This window comes from Nocardia abscessus NBRC 100374 (assembly GCF_000308455.1).
GTDB classification, from domain to species: Bacteria; Actinomycetota; Actinomycetes; order Mycobacteriales; family Mycobacteriaceae; genus Nocardia; species Nocardia abscessus.
This window is the reverse complement of record NZ_BAFP01000117.1, coordinates 38,587-60,447: the sequence shown is the minus strand read 5'-3', so window position 1 is coordinate 60,447 and position 21,861 is coordinate 38,587. Positions and strand designations below refer to the sequence as shown.

General features: G+C 68.9%; 22 protein-coding genes. 12 read left to right on the top strand and 10 right to left on the bottom strand.

Translation table 11 applies throughout. The annotated features are described in order from the left end of the window. The first annotated feature begins 14 nt into the window (after positions 1 to 14). Entirely contained in the window at positions 15 to 830 is an 816-nt protein-coding gene (locus ON19_RS24345) for an AraC family transcriptional regulator (protein ID WP_043697451.1), read from the top strand. A gap of 15 nt (positions 831 to 845) precedes the next feature. On the opposite strand, the gene ON19_RS24340 is transcribed toward ON19_RS24345, so the two are convergent. Next, positions 846 to 1,328, bottom strand: coding sequence for a MarR family winged helix-turn-helix transcriptional regulator (locus ON19_RS24340; RefSeq protein ID WP_043697448.1), 483 nt, complete (start codon positions 1,326 to 1,328; stop codon positions 846 to 848). A gap of 71 nt (positions 1,329 to 1,399) precedes the next feature. Here ON19_RS24340 and ON19_RS24335 point away from each other — a divergent pair, with 71 nt between their 5' ends. Further along, positions 1,400 to 2,857: an MFS transporter gene (locus ON19_RS24335; protein ID WP_227954627.1), complete on the top strand. Its 1,458-nt coding sequence runs from the start codon at positions 1,400 to 1,402 to the stop codon at positions 2,855 to 2,857. A 14-nt stretch (positions 2,858 to 2,871) separates the two neighbouring features. On the opposite strand, the gene ON19_RS24330 is transcribed toward ON19_RS24335, so the two are convergent. Next, entirely contained in the window at positions 2,872 to 3,843 is a 972-nt protein-coding gene (locus ON19_RS24330) for a helix-turn-helix transcriptional regulator (RefSeq protein ID WP_043697445.1), read from the bottom strand. 89 nt (positions 3,844 to 3,932) lie between these two features. Here ON19_RS24330 and ON19_RS24325 point away from each other — a divergent pair, with 89 nt between their 5' ends. Then, on the top strand, positions 3,933 to 4,571 hold the full coding sequence (locus ON19_RS24325; protein ID WP_043697442.1) for a TIGR03086 family metal-binding protein: 639 nt from the start codon (positions 3,933 to 3,935) through the stop codon (positions 4,569 to 4,571). A gap of 213 nt (positions 4,572 to 4,784) precedes the next feature. On the opposite strand, the gene ON19_RS24320 is transcribed toward ON19_RS24325, so the two are convergent. Genes ON19_RS24320 through ON19_RS24305 form a run of 4 tightly spaced genes read right to left on the bottom strand, consistent with a single transcriptional unit; the run spans position 4,785 to position 8,356 of the window. After that, complete coding sequence (locus ON19_RS24320; RefSeq protein ID WP_043697439.1) at positions 4,785 to 5,759, bottom strand: glycine betaine ABC transporter substrate-binding protein; 975 nt, start codon at positions 5,757 to 5,759, stop codon at positions 4,785 to 4,787. After that, entirely contained in the window at positions 5,756 to 6,517 is a 762-nt protein-coding gene (locus ON19_RS24315; RefSeq protein ID WP_043697437.1) for an ABC transporter permease, read from the bottom strand. The genes ON19_RS24320 and ON19_RS24315 overlap by 4 nt, the downstream gene beginning before the upstream one ends. Then, the gene (locus tag ON19_RS24310) at positions 6,514 to 7,713 is read right to left on the bottom strand and encodes an ABC transporter ATP-binding protein (RefSeq protein ID WP_051169251.1); all 1,200 of its coding nucleotides are present in this window, start codon (positions 7,711 to 7,713) and stop codon (positions 6,514 to 6,516) included. The genes ON19_RS24315 and ON19_RS24310 overlap by 4 nt, the downstream gene beginning before the upstream one ends. Then, on the bottom strand, positions 7,706 to 8,356 hold the full coding sequence (locus ON19_RS24305; RefSeq protein WP_043697558.1) for an ABC transporter permease: 651 nt from the start codon (positions 8,354 to 8,356) through the stop codon (positions 7,706 to 7,708). Before ON19_RS24305 ends, ON19_RS24310 begins: the two co-directional genes overlap by 8 nt. Positions 8,357 to 8,553: 197 nt before the next feature. Between ON19_RS24305 and ON19_RS24300 the strand changes: the two genes are divergently transcribed. The 3 genes from ON19_RS24300 (at position 8,554) to ON19_RS24290 (ending at position 11,407) form a co-directional block, all read left to right on the top strand. Beyond that, the gene (locus ON19_RS24300) at positions 8,554 to 9,156 is read left to right on the top strand and encodes a CHAP domain-containing protein (RefSeq protein WP_043697434.1); all 603 of its coding nucleotides are present in this window, start codon (positions 8,554 to 8,556) and stop codon (positions 9,154 to 9,156) included. 230 nt (positions 9,157 to 9,386) lie between these two features. Further along, the gene (locus ON19_RS24295) at positions 9,387 to 10,514 is read left to right on the top strand and encodes a hypothetical protein (protein ID WP_043697431.1); all 1,128 of its coding nucleotides are present in this window, start codon (positions 9,387 to 9,389) and stop codon (positions 10,512 to 10,514) included. Between the two features lie 179 nt (positions 10,515 to 10,693). After that, the gene (locus tag ON19_RS24290) at positions 10,694 to 11,407 is read left to right on the top strand and encodes a DUF1906 domain-containing protein (RefSeq protein ID WP_043697428.1); all 714 of its coding nucleotides are present in this window, start codon (positions 10,694 to 10,696) and stop codon (positions 11,405 to 11,407) included. A 395-nt stretch (positions 11,408 to 11,802) separates the two neighbouring features. On the opposite strand, the gene ON19_RS40645 is transcribed toward ON19_RS24290, so the two are convergent. Continuing rightward, complete coding sequence (locus ON19_RS40645) at positions 11,803 to 12,180, bottom strand: hypothetical protein (RefSeq protein ID WP_083899597.1); 378 nt, start codon at positions 12,178 to 12,180, stop codon at positions 11,803 to 11,805. 121 nt (positions 12,181 to 12,301) lie between these two features. Continuing rightward, a complete protein-coding gene (locus ON19_RS24280) occupies positions 12,302 to 13,102 on the bottom strand; it encodes an Rv1157c family protein (protein ID WP_043697423.1) in 801 nt (266 codons plus the stop codon). 239 nt (positions 13,103 to 13,341) lie between these two features. Between ON19_RS24280 and ON19_RS24275 the strand changes: the two genes are divergently transcribed. Then, complete coding sequence (locus ON19_RS24275) at positions 13,342 to 14,652, top strand: mannosyltransferase (protein ID WP_372478678.1); 1,311 nt, start codon at positions 13,342 to 13,344, stop codon at positions 14,650 to 14,652. 221 nt (positions 14,653 to 14,873) lie between these two features. Here the strand turns inward: ON19_RS24275 and ON19_RS24270 are convergent, their stop codons facing one another. Both ON19_RS24270 and ON19_RS42940 read right to left on the bottom strand, forming a co-directional pair. Continuing rightward, complete coding sequence (locus ON19_RS24270) at positions 14,874 to 15,161, bottom strand: 4a-hydroxytetrahydrobiopterin dehydratase (RefSeq protein ID WP_043697419.1); 288 nt, start codon at positions 15,159 to 15,161, stop codon at positions 14,874 to 14,876. A gap of 52 nt (positions 15,162 to 15,213) precedes the next feature. Then, positions 15,214 to 15,390: a hypothetical protein gene (locus ON19_RS42940; protein WP_085994939.1), complete on the bottom strand. Its 177-nt coding sequence runs from the start codon at positions 15,388 to 15,390 to the stop codon at positions 15,214 to 15,216. A gap of 231 nt (positions 15,391 to 15,621) precedes the next feature. On the opposite strand from ON19_RS42940, the gene typA reads away from it, so the two are divergent. The 5 genes from typA (at position 15,622) to ON19_RS24250 (ending at position 21,828) form a co-directional block, all read left to right on the top strand. Then, entirely contained in the window at positions 15,622 to 17,520 is a 1,899-nt protein-coding gene (gene typA, locus ON19_RS24265) for a translational GTPase TypA (protein WP_043697415.1), read from the top strand. 903 nt (positions 17,521 to 18,423) lie between these two features. Beyond that, entirely contained in the window at positions 18,424 to 20,202 is a 1,779-nt protein-coding gene (locus ON19_RS24260; protein WP_051169249.1) for an ABC transporter family substrate-binding protein, read from the top strand. Beyond that, positions 20,199 to 21,083, top strand: a complete 885-nt coding sequence (gene mshB / locus ON19_RS24255) for an N-acetyl-1-D-myo-inositol-2-amino-2-deoxy-alpha-D-glucopyranoside deacetylase (RefSeq protein WP_043697552.1) — start codon at positions 20,199 to 20,201, stop codon at positions 21,081 to 21,083. Before ON19_RS24260 ends, mshB begins: the two co-directional genes overlap by 4 nt. 149 nt (positions 21,084 to 21,232) lie before the next feature. After that, positions 21,233 to 21,391, top strand: a complete 159-nt coding sequence (locus ON19_RS42935; RefSeq protein ID WP_169334215.1) for a hypothetical protein — start codon at positions 21,233 to 21,235, stop codon at positions 21,389 to 21,391. After that, complete coding sequence (locus ON19_RS24250; RefSeq protein ID WP_043697409.1) at positions 21,388 to 21,828, top strand: hypothetical protein; 441 nt, start codon at positions 21,388 to 21,390, stop codon at positions 21,826 to 21,828. The genes ON19_RS42935 and ON19_RS24250 overlap by 4 nt, the downstream gene beginning before the upstream one ends. Positions 21,829 to 21,861: the final 33 nt, after the last annotated feature.

Here is a 21,861-nt window from a genome sequence, read left to right as displayed (position 1 = left end):
CGCACAATGGGACGGTGGCCGACGGTGAGTGGGTGCGGTACCGGCGAATGCCGAACCGCCCGGTGGAACTGATGCACGCGCACTTCGAGCGGCACGTCTATCACTCGCACAGCCACGAGACCTACTCGTTCGGCTTCACCGAGTTCGGTGCGCAGAGCTTCGATTGCCGCGGCGCCGCGCGGACCAGCGCGGCGGGCATGGTGATGGCCTTCAACCCGGACGAGCCGCACAACGGCCACAGCACCACCGAGCAGGGCTTCACCTACTCGATCGTGCACATCGGCACCGAGCTGGTCACCGACCTGCTGTCCGATCAGGCGGGCCGTCCGACCGGGCTGCCGCTGTTCGCCGACCCGGTGCTGCGCGATCCGGTGCTCACCTCGGCGCTACGCCGCCTCTGCGCGGGCCTGACCGGCCCGGCCACCGCACTCGCCGCCGACGAGGCGCTGGCCGCTTCGGTCGCGGCGCTGGTGCAGCGCGGGGCGCGCCGACCCCGGGTTCGCTCGACGGCCCGGCCGGACGCGGCCGTCGCCCGTCGCGTGCGCGCCGTCCTCGACGACCGCTATCTCGACCCGCTCTCCATGGACGACCTGGTCGAGGCGAGCGGCGCGAGCCGGTTCGCGCTGTACCGCGCGTTCCGGGCGAATTACGGCCTCGCGCCGAGCGATTACCAGCGTCTTCTGCGTTTGCGCGCGGCCAGGGGGCTGATCGCGGCGGGCCGTCCGGTCGCCGAAGCGGCCACCGCCGCCGGTTTCGCCGACCAAGCCCATCTCACCCGGTGGTTCCGGCGTTGCTACGGCATCACCCCTGGCGTGTACGCCGCGGCGTGACCGTTCGATCCGGCCTCACGCCAGCCCCTGCGGGCGGGGCCATGGGTTGTCCTCTCGGTCTTCGACCGACTGGTTGAAGCGCGCGATGAGCCTGCTGAACTGATCGACGTCGGCGTCGCTCCATTCGGCTACCACCGCACCGATACCCTGGCGGCTCTGCCGGCGGTCGGAGGCCAGGAAGTCCAATCCCTTGGCGCTGGCGCGGATCTTGCGGGCGATGCCGCCGTCGGGGTCGGGTACCCGGTCGACCAACCCCTGTTTGAGCATGGCGCCGACCTGACGGTTGATCGTGGAAATGTCCAAGCGGAACGCTTCGGAAAGCTCGCGCAGGCTCAGCGGGTGGTCCAGTTCCAGCCTGGTCAGGATCAGATATGCCGAGCGGTCGAGCCGGAAGCCGGGACGGCGTAGCAGGGCGGCCGGGAAGTGCCTGGACAGCAGCGAGAGTTCGAAGGCGAGGCGGGTCAGCGCTGCGCTGTCGCCTGGGCCGAAATCGGACATGCCCCACTATGTCGCGCGCATCACGCCGAGATCAAATTGTGCACCATACACATGGTATGTACCGTGCATATGTGACTGTAGCTGCCGACGCGTCCTCGACCGTCTCCGGTCCCGGCGATCGGCGCGGTCCCGCGCCGGCGCTGCTCATCGCGACGCTCGGCATGGTCGGTGTCGTCGTCTCGCTGATGCAGACGCTCGTCATTCCGATCATTCCGTCGCTGCCCGCCCTGTTGCACACCTCGGCGTCCAATGCCTCCTGGGTCGTCACGGCCACACTGCTGGCGGGCGCGGTGGCGACCCCGATCAGCGGCCGTCTCGGCGACATGTTCGGCAAGCGCCGCATCTTGTTCGCGAATCTGCTTCTGCTGGTGGCCGGTTCGGTGGTCTGCGCGTCGTTCTCCACGCTGCTGCCCGAGATCGTGGGACGCTCCCTGCAAGGTGCGGCGGTCGGGGCCATTCCACTGGGCATCAGCATCATGCGGGACGAATTGCCCGCCGAGCGGGTGGGTTCCGCGATGGCGATCATGAGCGCCACGCTCGGCGTCGGCGGCGCGATCGGCCTGCCGGTCGCGGCGGCCATCGCGCAGAACGCGGACTGGCATGTGCTGTTCTGGACGTCGGCCGGGCTCGGCGTCGTCTGTGCCGCACTGGTCTTCGCGTTCGTGCCGGAGTCGCCGGTACGCACGCCCGCCCGGTTCGATTTCGGCGGCGCGATCGGGCTGTCGGTCGCGCTGCTCGCGCTGCTGGTGGCGATCACCAAGGGCGCGGACTGGGGCTGGGCCGGCGCGCCGATCCTGAGCCTGTTCGCTGTCTCGGTCGTGGTGTTCCTGGGCTGGGGCGCTTTCGAATTGCGCCGGCGCTCGCCGCTGGTGGACCTGCGGGTATCGGCGCGCCCGAGGGTGCTGTTCACCAACGCCGCCTCGATCGCCGTCGGTTTCTCGCTCTACGGCATGTCGCTGACCTTCCCGCAGTTGCTGATGGCGCCGGAGCAGACCGGATACGGCTTCGGGCTGTCCATGGTCAGCGCGGGATTGGCGCTGGCGCCGACCGGTTTCGTGATGATGCTGCTCTCCCCGGTGTCGGCGCGGCTGTCGGCGAGCCGGGGACCGAAGGTCACCCTCGCGCTCGGGTCGTCGGTGATCGCCGCAGGCTACCTGTGCGCGGTGGTCCTGATGAACAGCGTCTGGGAGATCGTGCTCGCCTCGGTGATCGTCGCGGGCGGCGTCGGTCTGGCGTACGCGGCGATGCCCGCGCTGATCATGGGCGCGGTGCCGATCACCGAGACCGCGGCGGCCAACGGCTTGAACTCGCTGATGCGCTCGATCGGCACCTCGACCTCGGCGGCGGTGATGAGCGTGGTGCTGGCGCACATGACCATCCAGTTCGGCCCGCACCTGCTGCCCTCGCGCGACGGGTTCCACACCACCTTCCTCATCGCGATGGCGGCGGCGCTGGCCGCCATCGCGATGACCGCGCTGATCCCGATGCGGAAGACGGCCGACGCGGCGACCACCACCGGGCATTCCTGACGTCGTCCTCGAAATCAGGCGTCCGCGACGGCAGCGGTGTACCGGCGGCCGAGGGTGCGGATATGGGCGACGAGTTCCGGTGGGCCGTCGACGCGGAAGTCCATCATCAGCATGGACAGGTAGATGGCGATCGTCTCCAGTGCGTCCGCGCCCGTGTAGAGGACGCAGGTGTCCGCGTCCACTGCCTCGACCACCCCGACGGCGGGGTTGATCCGGGCGACGACGGTCTCGGCGGGCGCGAGCACGGTGACCCGAGCCTGCACCTTCCACCCCGTGGTGGCGATGTGGCGCATGACGAAAGCGACCAGATCGTCGTCGGGGAGTGCGCGGGCGGCGAAACGGCGGGAACCCGGCTCGGCGCGGAGGACTCCGGCCAGCGCGATCGCGCGCCAGGTGTGGTCTGCCAAGCTGTAGGCGACCAGATACCAGCGGCGCTGCCAGTTGATCAGCCGGTACGGCTCGATCTCGACGGAGGATCCGGTTCCGGCTTCCGCGATCCGGACCGTCGCACCGTCGCGGATGGCGCCGGCCAGGGTGGTGAGCACCGCGGCGGGAACCGGCGCGTCCGGCTCGCGCGATCCGGTGGTGGCCGGGCCGATCGCCGTCGCTTCGCGCAGCGCGGACACTTTGCGCTGCAAGCGTTTCGGCAGGATCTGATCCAGCTTGCCCAGGGCTTTCGTGACGTGCTCGGCGATGTCCGCGATGCCGGTGGAGCCGTCCTCGGCGAGCCCGACCGCGACCGCGACGGCCACCGCCTCGTCGTCATCGAGCAGCAGGGGCGGCATGGTCGTGCCGCGGCCGAGTCGATAGCCGCCGATCGCGCCGCGTGCGGCGTGCACCGGGTAGCCGAGCTCGCGTAGACGCTGGATGTCATGGCGCAGCGTGCGATCGGTGACGCCGAGGCGCTCGGCGAGTTCGCGCCCGGTGTGCGCGCGGTCCTGGAGCAGCGCCAGCAACCGCAACAGACGGGTCGTGGTCGACGCCACTTTTTCCTCCTCGGCCTATTAGGAACAAAACTAGCCTAATTGCCACATAGGCTGATGTCAGCAGCAAGAACGAAGCGAAAGGCTCCGACATGAACGCCACCTCCACCGCCCTGCAGATCGTCTGGCGCGATGTGCTCACCGACTCCTACCGCGCGCTGGAGACCGTGGTCGCTGGCGTCGGCGCGGACCAGTGGCACCTGCCCACCCCGTGCTCGGAATGGGATGTGACGCAGGTCGTTCAGCACGCCGCGGGTGATCAGCTGGCCTTCGCCGAGTTCCTCGGTATCGGCGCCGGGCCGGCGTACAACCCGTTCGCCCCCTCCGGCGCGATCGACGGGATCGCATCGGAACTGGTGCGCGAGGCGGTCGAGCAGACCTCCGTCGCCTGGGCCACGGTCGACGACGCCACCGAGACCGTGCCGACGCCGCTGCCGCACGGCGCGCTCGCCACCCCGGTCGCCGCGGTCATGTGCGCGCTGGACGCCGCGGTGCACGCCTGGGACATCGCGGTCGCCACCGGCCAGCCCTCGCCGCTGACCGACGAACTGGCCGGTCACCTGCTCACCGCGGCACGCGCGATCCATCCGGCGCCGGGGAGCGGCGAGGCGGCCGAGATCGTAGAACCGTTGCGCCAGTGGGGCGCGTACGCCGCGATCGTGGACGGACCGGCCGACAGCACCGCCGTCGCGGCCCTGCTGCGTTACCTCGGTCGTGAGCCGCGCGCCTGAGTGCCGGTAGGTGGTTTGCCGGTCGCCCACCCGGTGCGGCGACCGGCAACTGTCGGTCACGCGGTAACCCGAACAGCGACGAGTGTTCGTCGCCGTGGTCCTGCGTCTCCGGGTTCGGCATGTGCGACCGTGGGTGTAGCGGGCCGAACCGTGCTGACCGGGCGGGGCGGTTCCCGGCACTCGCCCAGCCCAGTAACCCGTGTATGCCAAGGGTCAGCGCGGGGTGACGAAACCCTGCGCGACCATCCAATCCCGCGCCACGTCCGCGGGTTCGCGTCCGTCCACGTCGACCTGCCGGTTCAGCTCGGTGATGGTCTCGTTGGTGAGGCGCTGCGAGATCGGGGTGAGCACGGTGACGACCTGCGGATGCGCCTCGGCGAAACTCGCGCGCATCACCAGCGCCGCGTTGTACTTCGGGAAGAAGCCGCGATCGTCCTGCAACAGCATCAGATTCAGCGCCGGGATACGTCCGTCGGTGGCGGCGACGGAGCCGAAGCGGCACTGTTTGCCGTCGGCGGTCGCCTGGTAGACCACGGCGTCCTGGACGATCTGCTTGCGCACCTTGCCCGCGTCGATCTCGTATTTGCGGGTCAGACCGGGGAATCCGTCCTGACGGACGTTGAATTCGGTGCCGACGCAGATGGACGCGGCGGCCGGGTCGGTGTCGACCAGCCGGGCGTAGTCCGACAGCGTCCGCACGCCGGTCTCCTGCGCGGTCCGGGCGCTCATGACCAGCGCGTAGGTGTTGTTCATCGGCGCCATCGCCGCCCACACCATGCCGTGCTCGGCGAGGTCGGCGTCGCGAACCGCCTCGAACTGGCCGATCTCGTCCGGCACCGGCGTCTCGTTGCCGAGGTAGTTGATCCAGCCGGTGCCGGTGTAGTCGTAGGCGATGTCGATCTGCCCGTGCAGCTGGGCGTCGCGCACGCTGTTGGAGCCCTGGATGTTGGTCAGGTCGCGCACGTCGGCGCCCGCTGCCGAGAGGGCGAACTCGATGAGATACCCGAGGATGTTCTGCTCGGTGAAATCCTTGGAGCCCACCGTGATGCGCCCACCCTCGAGCTCGGGCACCGGTCCGATGCTGCCCGGACCTACCCGCAGCGGCACCGCGCCGCCGGATTGCAGCCCGCACGCGGCCACCAGTGCCATACCGAGCGCCAGCGCGAGTGTGCGCCACGCTAGGGTCATTTCAGCCCCCTCGGCCCGAGGAATGCTTCGGCGAGCGCGCCGAGCCAGTCCACCAGCAGGGCCAGTGCCACCGCGAGCACCGCGCCGACCACCAGGGTCACGTTGTCGCGCAGCTTGTAGCCGGTGTCGATCAGGATGCCGAGCCCACCCGCGCTCACCAGGAACGACAGCGTCGCGGTGCCGACCGCGAGCACCAGCGACGTGCGCAGCCCGGCCAGGATGTAGGGCACCGCGAGCGGGAATTCGATGCGCCGCAGCACCGTCGCCGCCGACATCCCCTGTCCGCGGCCCGCGTCGATGAGCGTCCGGTCCACCTGCTGGTAGCCGAGGATGGTGTTGCGCAGTACCGGAAGCAGTGAGTAGAGCGCGATCGGCGCCACACCGATCCAGAAGCCGGTGGTGCGGGTGACCAGATAGAACAGCACGATCAGGCCGATGGCCGGTGCGGCCGCGGCCATGTTCGCGATGCCGACGAAAACCGGTGCGAGGCGGCGGAATCCCGGCCTGGTGAGCACGGTGCCGAGCGGGACGGCCACCGCGACGACGATCAGCACCACGGTCGCGGTGATCAGCACGTGCTGCCAGGTGACGGTCGCGACGTTGCTCGCGTTCAGGCTGGCCTGCTGCGTGACGGTGAGGTCGCGGGCATACGCCCACACCAGCACGCCCGCGGTGAGCGCGAGCACGAGCGCGGGCTGGGCGACCAGCCGGATACGCTCGGCCCTGCGCTGGGCGGCGGGTGACGCTGCGGTGGTCATGGCGCGCCGTCCGCCGCGGTGTGGTCGGCGCCGTGCTCGGCGCGCAGGGCCGACAGATGGCCGATCAGGGTGTCGATGGTGATCAGCCCGGCGTACTCGCCGCGCGTCCCGGTTACCACCGCGGTCGCGTTCTGATAGGTCAGCAGTGCCTCGAGCGCGTCCTGCAGAGTCGATTTCAGCGACAATGTCTCCGGCACCGGCGATCCGACGTCGCGCAAGGACGCGGCGTGCGCCAGCTGTTCGGCCGAAACCCACCGGCGTGGGCGGCGCTGAGCGTCCAGCACCAGTGCCCACGGCCAGTCCCGGTCCGCGAGGGCGGCGCGCAGCTGCTCGACCGGGTCCTGCTCGGTCGCGGTGGGGCAGTCGCCGAGTTCGACGTCGCGGACCCGGGTCAGCGTGAGCTGTTTGAGCGAGGCGTCCGCGCCGACGAAACCGGCGACCGTCTCGTCGGCCGGGTCGGCCAGGATCGCCGCGGGCGTGTCGTACTGCAGGATCCGGGATCGGTCACCCAGCACGGCGATGCGGTCGCCGAGCTTGACCGCCTCGGTGAAATCGTGGGTGACGAAGACGATCGTCTTGCCGAGTTCGCCTTGCAGTCGCAGCAGCTCGTCCTGCAGCAGTCCCCGCGTGATCGGATCGACCGCGCCGAACGGTTCGTCCATCAGCAGCACGGGTGGGTCGGCCGCCAGCGCCCTGGCCACCCCGACCCGCTGCTGCTGGCCGCCGGAGAGCTGGCGGGGATAGCGGTCGCGGAAGGTGTCCGGATCCAGACCGACCAGCTCCAGCATCTCTTCGACCCGTGCCGCGATGCGCCGCCGGTCCCAGCCGATCAGGCCGGGCACGGTCGCGACGTTCTTCGCGACGGTCAGGTGCGGGAACAGGCCCGCCTGCTGGATCGAGTAGCCGATGCCGCGGCGCAACCGGTCGGGATGGATCGTGGCCGCGTCGCGCCCGTCGATGGTGATGGTGCCCGAGGTGGGCTCGATCAGCCGGTTGATCATCCGCATGGTGGTGGTCTTGCCGCAGCCGGACGGCCCGACCAGGACCACGATCTCACCGGCCGGGATGGTCAGCGAGACGCGGTCTACGGCCGGATCGCGCTGTCCCGGATAGTGTTTGGTCACCGAGTCGAGCACGATCTCGACGCCGGAGACGACCGATGCGGCGGCGCCGCCGATGGTTTCGGTGTCAGTCACGAATTCCCCTCGAGGTGGTGAGCCGTCCGATCAGGACGTAGATCCCGTCGAGCACGAGGGCGAGCACGACGACGAGGATCGTGCCGACCAGAGCCTGCGGCACCGCGTTCGGGCTGCCGAGGCGCGCGAGTCCGGAGAAGATCAGGTTGCCGAGCCCGGGGCCTTTGGCGTAGGCGGCGAGCGCGAGAATCCCCATGATCAGCTGGGTGCTCACCCGCATTCCGGCCAGGATGGCGGGCCAGGCCAGCGGCAGTTCGATCCGGGCGAGTACGCGCAGCCGGTTCATCCCCACCCCGCGCGCCGCGTCGGTCACGGCGGGGTCCACCGAGGCGAGCCCGAGGATGGTGTTGCGCATGATCGGCAGCAGCGCGTACACCACGAGCGCCGTGATCGTCGGTGCGACACCGAGGCCGAGGAACGGGATCAGCAGGCCGAGCAGCGCGAACGACGGAACGGTGAGCACCGCGCCGGCCAGTGCGGAGGCGATCGAGGAGCCGAGCGGGCTGCGGTAGACCAGGATTCCGATCAGCACCGAGACCACCGTGGCCAGCAGCACCGATTGCACCACGGCCGAGACGTGCAGGTAGGAGTCGACCAGCAACTGGTGCCGCCGGTGCACGATGAATGTCCACAGCGTGTCCAGGGCCGTACCTCCCCATCGGCTGGTCTCTTCGGAGACTAGCGTGGTTGTCCCGGTGCCGTAAACGATTTCGGCTCGTAGGGGTTGCCCGGTCACCGCGGAATCGAAACCTACCGTGGGGTGCGGCCGGAACTGTTCGGCGGGTTCGCGTGTTGAATTCGGTACGGTCGATAGTCGGCAGTACGGAGGAACCGGGGGCGATGAGACGACAATCGGGAGCACAGTCGGGTCGGTGGATCGCGCTCGTCTTGGTGGCGCTCGGTGTGGCCACCGCCGCAGTCGCCGGGGTCTATTCGTGGCAGGACCGCTGGGGCGATCCGGCGGTAGGGGAGGACCGTCTCACCGAGTTCCCTGCCCTCGATCGGTCGGCGCTGGATCCGACTCAGGCCAGGATCGTCGCGGTCGCCGAGCGCGAATTCAACGATCCGGGAGCGGGGACGAAATACGCCGAGGGGGTCGACGAGGCATGGTGCGCCGACTTCGTCAGCTGGGTGTTTCGCGAGGCGGGCGTGCCGCTCTCCAATCCGAATTCGGGCTCGTGGCGGATTCCCGGCGTGTACACGCTGCAGGAGTACTACGAGAGCAACGGACGGTTCTCCACAATCGGGTCGGGCTACCATCCGCGCACCGGTGACGTGCTGCTGTACGGAGAGTCCAGTCCGTACGGGCAGCACACCAACATCGTCCTGTGGGCCGACGCGGGCGAGGTGACCACCATAGGCGGCAACGAGTTCGACGAGGTCCGCATCCACCGGCTCGCCCTGGCCGATCTGCCCGGTGTGGTCGGTTTCGGACGACTGTGACGCCCCGCCTCCCGCAGCCGATGCTGTCCGATATGCGGGTGAAACGGCGTGCCGAATAGTCCTACGATGGAGACGGCGGCGCCCGGCAGCGCCGTCGCCGGTCCCCGCCCTGCTTCCCCCTCATCGGCAGGACGGGGATCTCGGGCACAGCAGCGCGTTCCGGGGCGGGGCAAGATCGGTCGCGTACCGTGTCGGGTGTCCATCGAGAGGTGAGGGTTCCGGGACTACTGATGCATCCGACCGACGACGCGGGTAGTGCGCCCGGCTGGATCGACTACGCCGAGTTCGGTGAGCGTTTCGTCACACACGCCGTGAACGCCGCGCGGATCGAGTCCGCCGTCTCGGGCATGGCGGGCCGCGGCATCACCATCGGTCCGGTTTCGATCGGCCCGGCCGGGCTCGCCGGTTTCGTCGCCGAGGGGAAGGTCGGCACTCCGCGTGTCCTGGACAGTGGGCCACGCGTGACCTTCGAGGTCACCGTCCCGGTGTCGCTCACGCTGAAGGTGCTGCTCGGTGGCCGGAAGCTGCGCCTGGAGGCCAGGGTCGAAATAGATCTGACCTTGCACGCCCGCACCGCAGAACCCGTGCTCATCGTCATCGATATCCCGCCGATCACCCAGCGCGACATCAGCTTCGTCCTGCGCGCCCAAGCGGTGGACTCGTCATGGGAATGGCTGCTCGACCCGATCGCGGGCGTTGTGCAGCGGGAGGTCGCCTCCCGGGTCAACGCCATGCTGGCGGATCCGCACACCCGCCGCGGCCTGGTGTTCGACGTCGAGGCCATGGTCGCGCGCAAGCGCTCGCCGCATCGGGACAAGACCGCGTTCGACTGGATCGGCTACGGCGAGTTCGGTCATCGATTCTTCTCCCGCATCGTGACGCGCGAACGGGTGTACGACGTCGTGGAGCGGTTGGCGGGCCGGCCGATCGAGGTCGGGCCGCTGCGGACGGGGCCGCGTGCCGGTGTCGTGGTGACCGTCCGCGGCGCGGTCCGGATACCGCGACTGGCGGACCGAGCGGCGGACCCGGTCGCGTTCGACCTGATCTTGCCGGTGAGCCTGGACATCACGGTGGACGTGCTGAAAGCCAATCGCTATCGCGCCGACGTCGAGGTGCCGTTGGTGCTCACCGCCCGCGCCGCCGACCCGTTGCGCGTGGTGATCGATGTGCCGCCGCCGAACCCGGCGGACATCCGGATGGAGTTCACCGCGCACGGCGCGCGAGCAGCCGCCCTCGGTGCGCTCGCCGGGATCAAGAAGCAGGTGGTGGCGCAGGTAGCGGCGGTGATCCGCAAAGAGCTGGCCGATCCGGCGATGCGCACCATCGACGTCGCCGCGCGCATCGACGGCGTCGCCTGAGTATCGGTACGACGTTTGCTTCTGGGGCAAATGTGAAACGTGTTTCTCCTGGGTCTAGCGGTTCTGATGTGAATGTGGTGAAATGAGTTCACGTTCGAGGCTCCCGGCGCGCATCAGGTATGGGGAAGGTGCGCCGGGCACGCTGCTATCCAGGTCGGGGTTGCGCGAAGGAGTCCACGATGCGTTCCAGCTCGGTGTCCCGGCGTGATCTGTTCGCCTACGCGGCCGCCGCGGCCGTGGTCGGCGTGACCGCGGCAGCGGCCCCGGCCTCCGCCCGGCCCTCGCTCGGCACCCTGATCGATTACGCGGGCGGCGTGCCCTCGGCCGCGGCGATCCGGGACGCGGGACATCTCGGCGTGATCCGCTATGTATCCGATCGCAGGCCCGGGGCCGAGTGGATGGTGGGCAAACCGCTACGCTCCGCCGAGGTCGACGACCTCAAAGCGGCGGGTCTGCAGATCGTTTCGTGCTACCAGTTCGGCAAGGGGCCGTCCGCGGACTGGCGCGGCGGGCTGGAGGCGGGCAAGCGGCACGCCGAGCGCGGGCTCGCGCTGCACCGCGCCGCAGGTGGCCCCGACAACGTGCCGATCTACGCGTCCATCGACGACAACCCCTCCCCGGTCGACTTCGCCACCATGATCGCGCCGTACCTGCTGGGCTGGCAGTCCGTGCTCGGCAAGGAGAACACCGGCGTCTACGCGAACACCCCGACCATCGAGCTGGCCCAGACGGCGGGATTGTGTTCCTGGTACTGGCAGCACAATTGGGGCACCCCGAAGGGCTTCGTGCACCCCACCGCCCATCTGCACCAGTTCGAGATCGACAAACGATCCATCGACGGGGTGGGGATCGATGTGAACAATGTGCTCACGCCCGAGTACGGGCAGTGGTGAAACGGAATCCCGGTCTGCCGACCGCCGTGCCTCGAATATCCCAGAATCCGTGACGTTCCCCCACGCGCCAGTGGGTATCGCGGCACGTATTCAGGCGCCCAGCATCGGCCCAGCCACGTGTTACGAGCGAAGCAACTCGGAGCGCCGTTGGCGAACGAAGGCATCGGCAACCCCCCGATCGTGCGTCTACCACCTCTCGCGCCCTGCTGACCTCGACCCACGGTTTCGAGCGGAGCGAGATCGAGCATGCGCCGTTCGCGGCCCGGCTCGCGTCCGAGCGGCCGCCGCGTCCGCGACGAAGTCGCCAGCGGCGGTCGCTCGGACGCGAGCCATAAAGGGGCCGCGAACACGCAGCGCCGCAGGCGCTGCAAATCGAACACTGCCAAACAACCGACCTACGTCTGGCAGTGGCTCATCGGTGCGACGCGCAAGTCGGGTTCGTCGTCCGGGACGACGCGCAGCGTCGGGCGGCTGTCCGGCGCTTCGTGGTCGCCGAGCCAGGAGAACAGCGACCACCGGGACACGCCGGAGAACGCGGAGCCGAGGCTGGCGAAGGAGAACGACGAGATCGCCGACCCGAACGACCCCACCGACCCGATCGACAGCACCGAGCCGACGCTGCCGATGGACAGGATGGAGTAGGCCGATCCGATGGACAGTATCGACCCTTCCGAGCGTATCGACAGGATGGATCGGTGTGAGCGCCTGCTCCGGATCGAATGACCCGGCCGTGTCGAACAGGCCGTGGATTTCGAGTAATCGGTGGTCGCCATAGTTAGCGGTCTACCACAGTCCGGACCGCTCGTGGGGCGAGGCGGCGGATCTGTCGGAGGTCTTCGCGGCGAACGACGAGGGCGGCGATCCCGATGGGATCGCCGCCCTCGCCGGGAAGGCTCAGCCTACGGTGAAGAATCCGAGCGTCGGCAGGAACGAGCAGGTCCGCGGCGCGTCTTCACCGGACTTGGTGGTCAGCGAACCGGAGACGACCGCGACGACACGGCCGAAGCCGGTGTCGGCGATCGCGGACAACGTGGCGGGCCCGTCGGGGTTGATCTTGGCCTCATCGGTCAGCGGCTGGACGCCGGACTGGCGGGTGTCGAGGTTGAGCCACTGCACCGTCATCGGCGGGTTCTGCACCGGCGTCGGCGACTTGGTGCCGAGGGCGGTGAAGACGAACCCGGTCTGACCGGCCTGCGGTCCCGGCGGCGGCAGCGTGGCCGGGCCGGGCACGGCCAGCGCGGTGCCGACGGAGTCGGAGGTCGGGCCGATGCAGCCCTTGCCGATGGTCGGGTACAGGAACTGTGCGATCACCGGGCCGTCCTGCGGCACCTCGGGGCCACCGCCACCGCTGCCGTCCAGGAAGGTGATGATCCGCTCCAGTGTGGACTTGATCTGCGGCGGCAGGTTCAAGGTGGCCAACAGCCTGCGCGCCTGATCCAGGATGGCCGACTGCGGTCCGGCGATACCGGCAGGGCCCGCGATATCCGCGGGGCCCGCGATGGCGCCGACTATGGCTGGGGCGAGCGCGGCCAGCGCATCCACCGGAACACCTTCGGGAACCATGGGAACGCTGTTCGTTGTCGCCGCGGGGGCGGTCGCGGGGGCCGCGATTGCTGTCGTCGGCGCGGCGAGCGTGGCACTCGCCGCGATGGCGAGTGCGGACAATGCGATCCGCGATCCTCGGGTGCGAAGCACTGGTCTGGCCGTCCTTACCTCGGGTACATCTGGGTTCGATTGCTAAAAGCCATCGTTTCGGGGTCACTCTAGGGACATTGCGGCTACGTGTACAGCCGCGGCGTCCGAAAGGCGCCGGGGGCGATCAGTGTTAGCAGAACATACCGCGCCTTTGTGTTACTGGTGTGAAAGTTGATGCAAATGTTACCGGTGGTTCCAGGGGTGCGCCGACCGCATTCGCGCTGCGGTTAATCTAATCCGTGCCGTCCGCGCTGTCGCCAGAACATCGAAGTCCGGGCGCGCCGAACCGACGCACCGCACCCGAGCCGAAAGCCAGCGATTTGAATCGTCACCTCCGATGGGCTGTGTCGATGCTCGGCCTGTCCGTGCTGGCCCGGCTGCTCTGGATGCTGTTGTCCCCGAATGGGATGAACCTGGTCGACCTGCACGTCTACGTCGGTGGGTCGGCCGCGCTGCTGACCGATCAGCTCTACGACTTCACCTATGCGGAGAAGACGCCGGACTTCCCGCTGCCCTTCACCTATCCGCCGTTCGCGGCGCTGGTCTTCTTCCCGCTGCACTATCTGCCGTTCACGGTGGTCGCGGTGGCCTGGTTGCTGGCCATCGCCGCTGCACTGTACGCGGTGGTGCACATCGCTTTCGAGCTGATGTTCGGCGCGCAGCGGCTGCGCACGCCGCAGTGGCGGGCCGCAACCGTCGGCTGGACCGCGCTCGGGCTATGGCTGGAGCCGGTGCGGACCACGATGGACTATGGCCAGGTCAATGTGTTCCTGGTACTCGGCGGGATGCTCGCGGTGCGCAGTTCGCGGTGGTGGATCTCCGGCGGACTGGTCGGGATCGTCGCGGGCATCAAGCTGACGCCCGCGATCACCGGCCTGTATTTCGTCGCGCGCAGGCGCTGGGGGACCGTGGCGTGGTCGGCGGTGGTCTTCGGCGCGACGGTCGGCGTGAGCTTCCTGATCGCGCCGACCGAGGCGCGCCGATACTTCGGCACGCTGCTCGGGGACGCCGATCGGATCGGCCCGGTGGGCTCGGTGTGGAACCAGTCGTTGCGCGGCGCCCTGAGCCGGATCCTCGGTCACGACGTGGAATCCGGCCCGTGGTGGATCGCGGCCGTGGTCCTGGTCGCGGCGCTGGCATTCCTGGCCTGGCGCGCGCTCGCCCCCGACGACCGGCTCGGCACGCTGATCGTGGTGCAACTGTTCGGGCTGATGATCTCGCCCATCTCGTGGTCGCATCACTGGGTGTGGCTGCTGCCGACGGTGCTCTGGCTGCTCTACGGGCCGCTGCGCCGGGCGCCCGGCGCGCGGATCTTGGCCGGATACTGGCTGGTGACCATGCTCGTCGGCGTGCCGTGGGTGCTGTCGTTCTTCCAGGATTCGATCTGGACCATCTCCCGCCCGGGCGTCCTGTCCTGGCTCGGCGCCGTCGACGTGCTCGGCGTCGTGGTCTTCTACCTCTGGGTGATGCGCTTCGGGCCCCGGCATGCCCGCTCGGGCCCGCACGAGGAAACGCGCGTACCGACCGAAGGGCCCGCGCGCGCCGCATAAATGCCACCGCCCGCTTGTGCTCGAACGTGATCTTCAGGGCTGGTTCCGGTCCCGGGCTCGGCGCGATAACAGCGGAGAAGTCCGACTGCCCGTCGCCCGCAACACCGCGGCCCGACCCTCGGTTTCGAGCGAAGCGAGAGCGAGCATGTGCCGTTCGAGGCCTCGCTCGGACACGAGCCACAAGAGGGCCGCGAACCCGCCGCGACGAAGTCGCGGCAAATTCAACACAACCGATCTATCTCGTGCGCCAGGGCGACGTCCAGCGCGGTGAGCCCGCCCGCGGAATGGGTGGACAGACTGAAGGTGACTTTGCGCCAGCGGATGTCGATGTCGGGGTGGTGATCGGCCTCCTCCGCGGCCTCGGCGACCCGGCGCACGAGTTCGATGCCCGCGGGAAAGGTGGGCGCTTGGACAGTGCGGACCAGGTTGTCCCCTGATCTGGTCCAGTCCGGCAGTTCGGTGAGAGCCTCGGCGATCTCGGTATCGGAAAGCAGTGTCTGCTGGGCCATAACACTCCTTGCTACTCGCCTCGGGCCGCCCCGGAAAGGGTGGCGGCGGGGGTCAGGCTGCACGCGCCTGCTTGAGTGCCTTCTTCAGATCCTTGCCGGTGACTCCGGCTGCTTCGCACTTCTTCATCCGCATGATGACCACGGGGCACTTCAAGCAGCGCGTCTTCTTCCGACAGCACTTCTTCTTCGGTTTCAGGCTCGAAACCTTCTTTGCTTTGACCTTGCCCACGGGGGTTAGCTTACCCTAACTACAAAGCCTGAAACGCAGGGCGAAACCGACTGCCGGTAGGGTGTATTTGGCCGCGATGCCCGGTGAGTTTCGATTCTCCACCCGTTTGCAAGGAGCCCGGCGTGAGCGTCAGGACCCGGAGGCGGCTGCCTGCGTAACCACGTAGGGTCCACTCACGCCGGACATCGAGCATCGTCGGCGCCCCACACCGAACAGCAGGAGGATTCAGGCGTGTCGTCTGCACGCGATTTCCGCAACGTCGCCATCGTGGCCCACGTCGACCACGGCAAGACGACCCTGGTCGACGCCATGCTGCGCCAGTCGGGCGCCTTCGCCGAGCGGGCCGAGCCCGTCGATCGCGTGATGGACTCCGGAGATCTGGAACGCGAGAAGGGCATCACCATTCTCGCCAAGAACACAGCGGTGCACCGGCATCATCCGGATGGCTCGGTCACCGTCATCAACGTCATCGATACCCCGGGTCACGCCGACTTCGGCGGCGAGGTCGAACGCGGCCTGTCCATGGTGGACGGCGTCGTGCTGCTGGTCGACGCGTCCGAGGGACCGTTGCCGCAGACCCGGTTCGTGCTGCGCAAGGCGCTGGCCGCGTCGCTGCCGGTGATCCTGGTGGTCAACAAGACCGACCGCCCCGACGCCCGCATCGAGGAGGTCGTGGAGGAAAGCCACGACCTGCTGCTGGACCTGGCCTCCGATCTGGACGACGCCGCCGCCGAGGCCGCCGAGCTCGCGCTCGACCTTCCGGTGCTGTACGCCTCCGGGCGAGAAGGCAAGGCATCCAAGGAACGCCCGGAGAACGGCAACGCCCCCGCCGCCGAGAATCTCGACGCGCTGTTCGACGTGCTGCTCGAACACATCCCGGCGCCGAAGGGTGATGCGACCGCGCCGCTGCAGGCGCATGTCACCAACCTGGACGCCTCGGCGTTCCTCGGCCGCCTCGCGCTGGTCCGCATCCACAACGGCGAACTGCGCAAGGGCCAGAACGTGGCGTGGATGCACGCCGACGGCGTCAAGCAGGTGAAGATCACCGAACTGCTGCAGACGATCGGCGTGGAGCGTCAGCCCGGTGAACTCGCCGTGGCGGGCGACATCGTCGCCATCGCGGGCATTCCGGAGATCATGATCGGCGACACCCTCGCCGACATCGACGAACCCGTCGCGCTGCCGCGTATCACCGTCGACGAGCCGGCCATCTCGGTCACCATCGGCACCAATACCTCGCCGCTGGTCGGCCGGGTGCAGGGCCACAAGCTGACCGCCCGCATGGTGAAGGCGCGCCTGGATCAGGAGCTGGTCGGCAACGTGTCGCTGCGCGTGCTCGACATCGGCCGCCCGGATGCCTGGGAGGTGCAGGGCCGTGGTGAGCTGGCGCTGGCCATCCTGGTCGAGACCATGCGCCGCGAGGGCTTCGAGCTGACCGTCGGCAAGCCGCAGGTGGTCACCAAGCAGGTCGACGGCAAGGTGCACGAGCCGTACGAAGAGCTGACCATCGACTGCCCCGACGAGTACCTCGGCGCGATCACCCAGCTGCTGGCCGCGCGCAAGGGCAAGATGGTGCAGATGAGCAACCACGCCGCGGGCTGGGTGCGCATGGAGTTCATCGTCCCCTCGCGCGGTCTGATCGGCTTCCGCACCGACTTCCTCACCGAGACCCGCGGCACCGGCATCGCCAACGCGGTGTCGCACGGCTACGCGCCGTGGGCGGGCGAGATCCGGGCCCGGCACACCGGCTCGCTGGTCTCGGACCGGTCGGGCACCGTGACGCCGTTCGCGATGATCCAGCTGGCCGACCGCGGGCAGTTCTTCGTGGAGCCCGGCGCGGACACCTACGAGGGACATGTGGTCGGCGTGAATCCCCGTGCGGAGGATCTCGACATCAACGTCACTCGGGAGAAGAAGCTGACCAACATGCGCAGCTCGACCGCCGACGTGATCGAGACCCTGGCCAAGCCGCTGCAACTGGATCTCGAAGGCGCGATGGAGTTCTGCGCCGTCGACGAGTGCGTGGAGGTCACCCCGGAAGTGGTCCGGGTGCGCAAGGTGATCCTCGGGGCGAACGAGCGCGCGCGGGAACTGTCGCGGCGCAAGGCGCGCGACCGCGCGGCGCTGTAGATCTCTTCCGGCTGAACGGGTTCCGGTTGTCGCTGTCGGCGACGCCGGAACCCGTGCCGGTGGAGCGCCTGCGGGTGGCTTCACGTGTCGTCCGCGTGATCGCCGCGCAGGAGGGCCGCGCGCGGGTGGGTCGACGTCGCAATTCGTTCCGATGGGTCGTGAATTCGCTGTGAACGTAGCCTGTCCGAGAACAATTTGTAATTGCTCGGTGCCGGGTCGCGGTGGATCGGAAAACTGCCTTTACCGTGTTTGCCAGGCAATATGGTTCGGAATATTCCGCTAGTCGTTCAGTCCATGTGACACACGGATATGTGCAATGAGCGGGACCGTGTGGATAATCGCTTCCAGGTGATTTCGGTCGGTGCGAAAATTGTGAGCCATCGGGGCCTCGCGAATCTTGTCGGAGATCTCCTGACGTTCGGAGAAGATTGTCGGCGGGGGAGTGTGTTCGTGGCGTTGTCTCGCTCCCCGCATGACCGAGATGAGCTGTCGTCCGACGGGCTGTACAGGGGACCGAAATCAGCTTGACGTGCAAGTATCGTGCTATCTGGGTGGCTCGTCGGCGCTACTGCCCGATACGGCTCGGCAGGGGTGAGTTTCCGCGCCGTTCAACGTGGCGGCGCAATTGTTCACTTTCGGTGCGCAGCGATGTCTCCGCCGCTTCCGTGGGCGCCCTCGCCGTGCATCCTCCGGTCTTCCGCGCGCCGGTCCGCAACGGCCTATTGCGGCCGTGGCGGGTACGCCGAATATTTGCCGAGGTTTGACACCGTACGGCGTGCGACCTCATCGACCGGCGGCGCGCTCGCAGTTAGTTCTGCGCCGATAACAGCTCGCTCACGGCGATTCCCTCGACGTCGGCAGGAATCTGCGACCGGACTCGACCGTACGGTAGAGTTCCCGAGCGTGAAAGTGGGCGCAGGAAAACGCGCAGCGTGGCGCACGTTGTTGCCGGCCGTGGCAGTGCTGACCTTGATCAGCAGCTGTGCGGCGAACCCGCCGCCGCCCATCGAGAGCACCGACAGCCCGAAGACCACACCGGTCAAGCCCGCGGAGACGACCGTGGTGGTCGCCTTGGACACCCTCGGTACCGCCTTCAATCCGCATCTGCGCTCGGACCAGTCCCCGGCTACCTCGGCGATCGCCTCGCTGGTGCTGCCCAGCCCCTTCCGGCCGGTGCTCGATCCGGCACGGCCCGGAGCGACGGCATGGGTGCCGGATTCGTCGTTGCTGATCTCCGCCGAGGTGACCGCGCAGGAACCGTTCACGATCACCTACAAGCTGCGCAACGAAGCGTCCTGGTCGGACGGGGCGCCGATCGCGGCCGAGGACTTCCGCTACCTGTGGCAGGAGATGATCTCCGAACCGGGGGTGGTCGATCCGGCCGGATACCGGTTGATCTCGGATGTGAACTCGTCGGCCGGTGGCAAGACGGTCACCGTCGTCATGTCGCAGCCGTATCCCGGCTGGCACGAGTTGTTCTCCGATCTGCTGCCGTCCCATCTGCTCAAAGACGCCCCCGGCGGGTTCGCCCGGGGAATGAACGGTCAGGTCAACGGCGTCCGCGTATCCGGGGGCCCGTTCGGGATCCGCTCCGCGGACCCCGGTCGCGACGAGATGCTGCTGGAACGCAACGACCGGTTCTGGGGCACACCGGCGATGCCGGGTCAGATCCTGCTCCGCCGCGGCGGCACCACCGCGCAGCTGGCGGGCTCGCTGCGCACCGGCGACGTCCAGATGGCGCTGGTCCACGGCGGTGTGGCGACGCAGGCGCAGCTGGGGGCAATTCCCTCGGTGCGGACCGCGATAATGCCGCAGTCGCGGGTGCTGCAACTGGTGCTCAACGGGCGCAAAGGTGAACTGAGCGATCCGCGGGTGCGCTCGGGTGTGCTGGCGCTGCTGGATCCCGCCCTCCTGGCGACGGTCGGCGCGCAGACCGGCAATTGGGTGGAACCGGCTCGCGCGCAGGTGCTCGCGCCGTCCGACCCCGGCTATGCCCCGACCGCCCCGCCGCGGCCCTCCGCGGAGGAAGCGTTCGCGCTGCTCGCCGCCGCGGGATACGGGCGCGCGCCGGAGCCACCGCCCGCCACCTCCCCGACCTCGCCCGCACCGCAGCCGCGCACCGTCGGGAAGGACGGCAAGCCGCTGGTCGTGCGCATCGGGGCGGTCGACCGGGACGCGACCGCGTTGGCGGTGGCCAACACCGCCGCCGACCAGTTGCGCAGCGCGGGCATCGACGCGACGGTGCGCAGCGTCGCCGCCGACGAGCTGTACGGCAAGGAACTGATCGAGGGCACGGTCGACGCGATCGTCGGCTGGGAGGTGGCCGGTTCCGATCCGGCGACCGTGCTGGCGTCCCGTTATGGATGCCCGCCGCCCGCGCTGCCGGGGGCCACCGGCCCGGCGCAGGCCATCGCCGAGGCGGCGCAGCGCGCTCCGAGCAACCTGGCCGGGGTATGTGATCCGGCCCTGCAACCCGCGATCGACGAGGCCCTGCGAGGCGGCGACGTGGCACGCGTGCTCGCCGAAGCGGAGCCCAAACTGTGGGCCATGGCGACGGTGCTGCCGATTGTGCAGGACAACGCCGTCGCCGCGTCCGGTCCCCGGGTGGACGGCGCCTCGCTCAGCGGCGCGATCCAGGTCGGCGTCTTCGGCGACGCGTCCATGTGGCGCAGGATCCCGTGACGGCGCTGACCGGCGGGCTGCTGCTGGTGCACGCCCATCCGGACGACGAGTCCATCACCACCGGAGGGACGATCGCGCTCTACCGCCGTCGCGGCGTGCCGGTCACCGTGGTCACCTGCACCCTGGGCGAGGAAGGCGAGGTGATCGGCGACGATTGGGCTCTGCTCGCCGCGCAGTACGCCGACCAGCTCGGCGGTTATCGCGTGCTGGAGCTGACCCGTGCGCTGAAGGCGCTGGACGCGGGGCCGCCGCTCTTCCTCGGTGGCGCGGGCCGCTGGCGCGACTCCGGAATGGCGGGAACCCCCGCCGCGAACAAGCCGCGGGTCTTCGTGCGCTCCGGGGACGAGGCCGTGCGGGCTCTCACGGACGTGGTGCTGCGCTTGCGACCGCGCGTGGTGGTCGGCTACGACCCGAGAGGCGGCTACGGCCACCCGGACCACATCCGCGCGCACGAGATCACCACGGCCGCGGTGCGGGCTGCCGCGGACGAGGGCTGGGACACCCCGAAGTTCTACTGGACCGTCACCGACGCCGACATGCTTCGCTCGCACACCACCGCGCTGGCCCGGCGCACGGCTGCCGGCCTGCCCGGCGCGCTGCCGCTTGGCTGGCGGCTGCCCGCGGAAGGCGAACTCGCCAGCGTGCCCAGCCACGAGGTCACCACCACGATCGACGTCTCCGACGTGCTGGCGGCCAAGCGCGCCGCGCTGCGGGCACATGCCACGCAAGTCACCGTCGCGCCGTCCGGTCGGGAATTCGCCCTGTCGAACGATGTCGCCCAGCCGGTGCTGCCCGAGGAACACTTCATCCTGGTGCGAGGTCGACGCGGACCGCTCGGCCCGGACGGCCGGGAGCACGATTTGTTCGCCGGAGTGGAATGACGGATCCCGGCGATTCTGCGTTGCCTGCGGATTGCCACGCGCACTACCTGCGTGGTGGTCCCACCGGCGAGTTCCCGGTGGTCGCCGGCCTGCCCGCCGACCGGGAGAACTGATCATGCGCCTGGGAACGCCGGAATAGACTCGGCAGTATGTACAACTGGGAGCTCCAGAACGCGATCGCGGCGTTCGTCGACAGTATGCGGCCGCACTGGCAGGAGCAGCACGACCTGTATATGACCGTGCTGTACGCGTTCGCCGACATGCAGAGCCACCTGTTGACCCTCCTCGGCTATCCTCCGGTGCCGTGACGACCAAGGTCGACGACCACGCAGGCGATCACGCTCCCGTGGCGTCCGGCGCCATCCGGCTCCCAGGGGGCATCGCCCTGGGCCAGGTGATCATCGTGCTGCTGATCTTCGACGCCGTGCTCACCTTGGCGCTCGAGGTGCTGTACCTGCCGACCTACCTGGGCTCCTTGGCGTTTCCGGTCTCCGTCGTGGCGGCCGGGGTGGTGAACGTCCTGCTCGTCGCGGGCGTGCGAACGGTCACCCGGCGCCCCGCGGTCATGGGTCTTCCCGTGGTGGCCTGGGCGTTCGGCTTCCTGGTCTGCGCGAGCAGGGGGCCGGGCGGTGACATTCTGCTCGGCAATGATTGGCGGACGGCGCTGTTGCTGTTCAGCGGGCTGCTCCCGCCGCTGGCGTACATCTACATCCAGGCGAACGCGCACATCTTCAGCCGCCATTGAGCCGGGCGGGTCGAGTCACTACGGCGTCCATTG

Coding starts and splice junctions, on each gene's coding strand:
- ON19_RS24340 (WP_043697448.1), bottom strand. CDS start 1,328: ATGTCCGATTTCGGCCCAGGCGACAGCGCAGCGCTGACCCGCCTCGCC.
- ON19_RS24290 (WP_043697428.1), top strand. CDS start 10,694: ATGCGTTCCAGCTCGGTGTCCCGGCGTGATCTGTTCGCCTACGCGGCC.
- ON19_RS24295 (WP_043697431.1), top strand. CDS start 9,387: ATGCATCCGACCGACGACGCGGGTAGTGCGCCCGGCTGGATCGACTAC.
- ON19_RS40645 (WP_083899597.1), bottom strand. CDS start 12,180: ATGGCGACCACCGATTACTCGAAATCCACGGCCTGTTCGACACGGCCG.
- ON19_RS24315 (WP_043697437.1), bottom strand. CDS start 6,517: ATGACCACCGCAGCGTCACCCGCCGCCCAGCGCAGGGCCGAGCGTATC.
- ON19_RS24325 (WP_043697442.1), top strand. CDS start 3,933: ATGAACGCCACCTCCACCGCCCTGCAGATCGTCTGGCGCGATGTGCTC.
- ON19_RS24300 (WP_043697434.1), top strand. CDS start 8,554: ATGAGACGACAATCGGGAGCACAGTCGGGTCGGTGGATCGCGCTCGTC.
- ON19_RS24320 (WP_043697439.1), bottom strand. CDS start 5,759: ATGACCCTAGCGTGGCGCACACTCGCGCTGGCGCTCGGTATGGCACTG.
- ON19_RS42935 (WP_169334215.1), top strand. CDS start 21,233: ATGTACAACTGGGAGCTCCAGAACGCGATCGCGGCGTTCGTCGACAGT.
- ON19_RS24270 (WP_043697419.1), bottom strand. CDS start 15,161: ATGGCCCAGCAGACACTGCTTTCCGATACCGAGATCGCCGAGGCTCTC.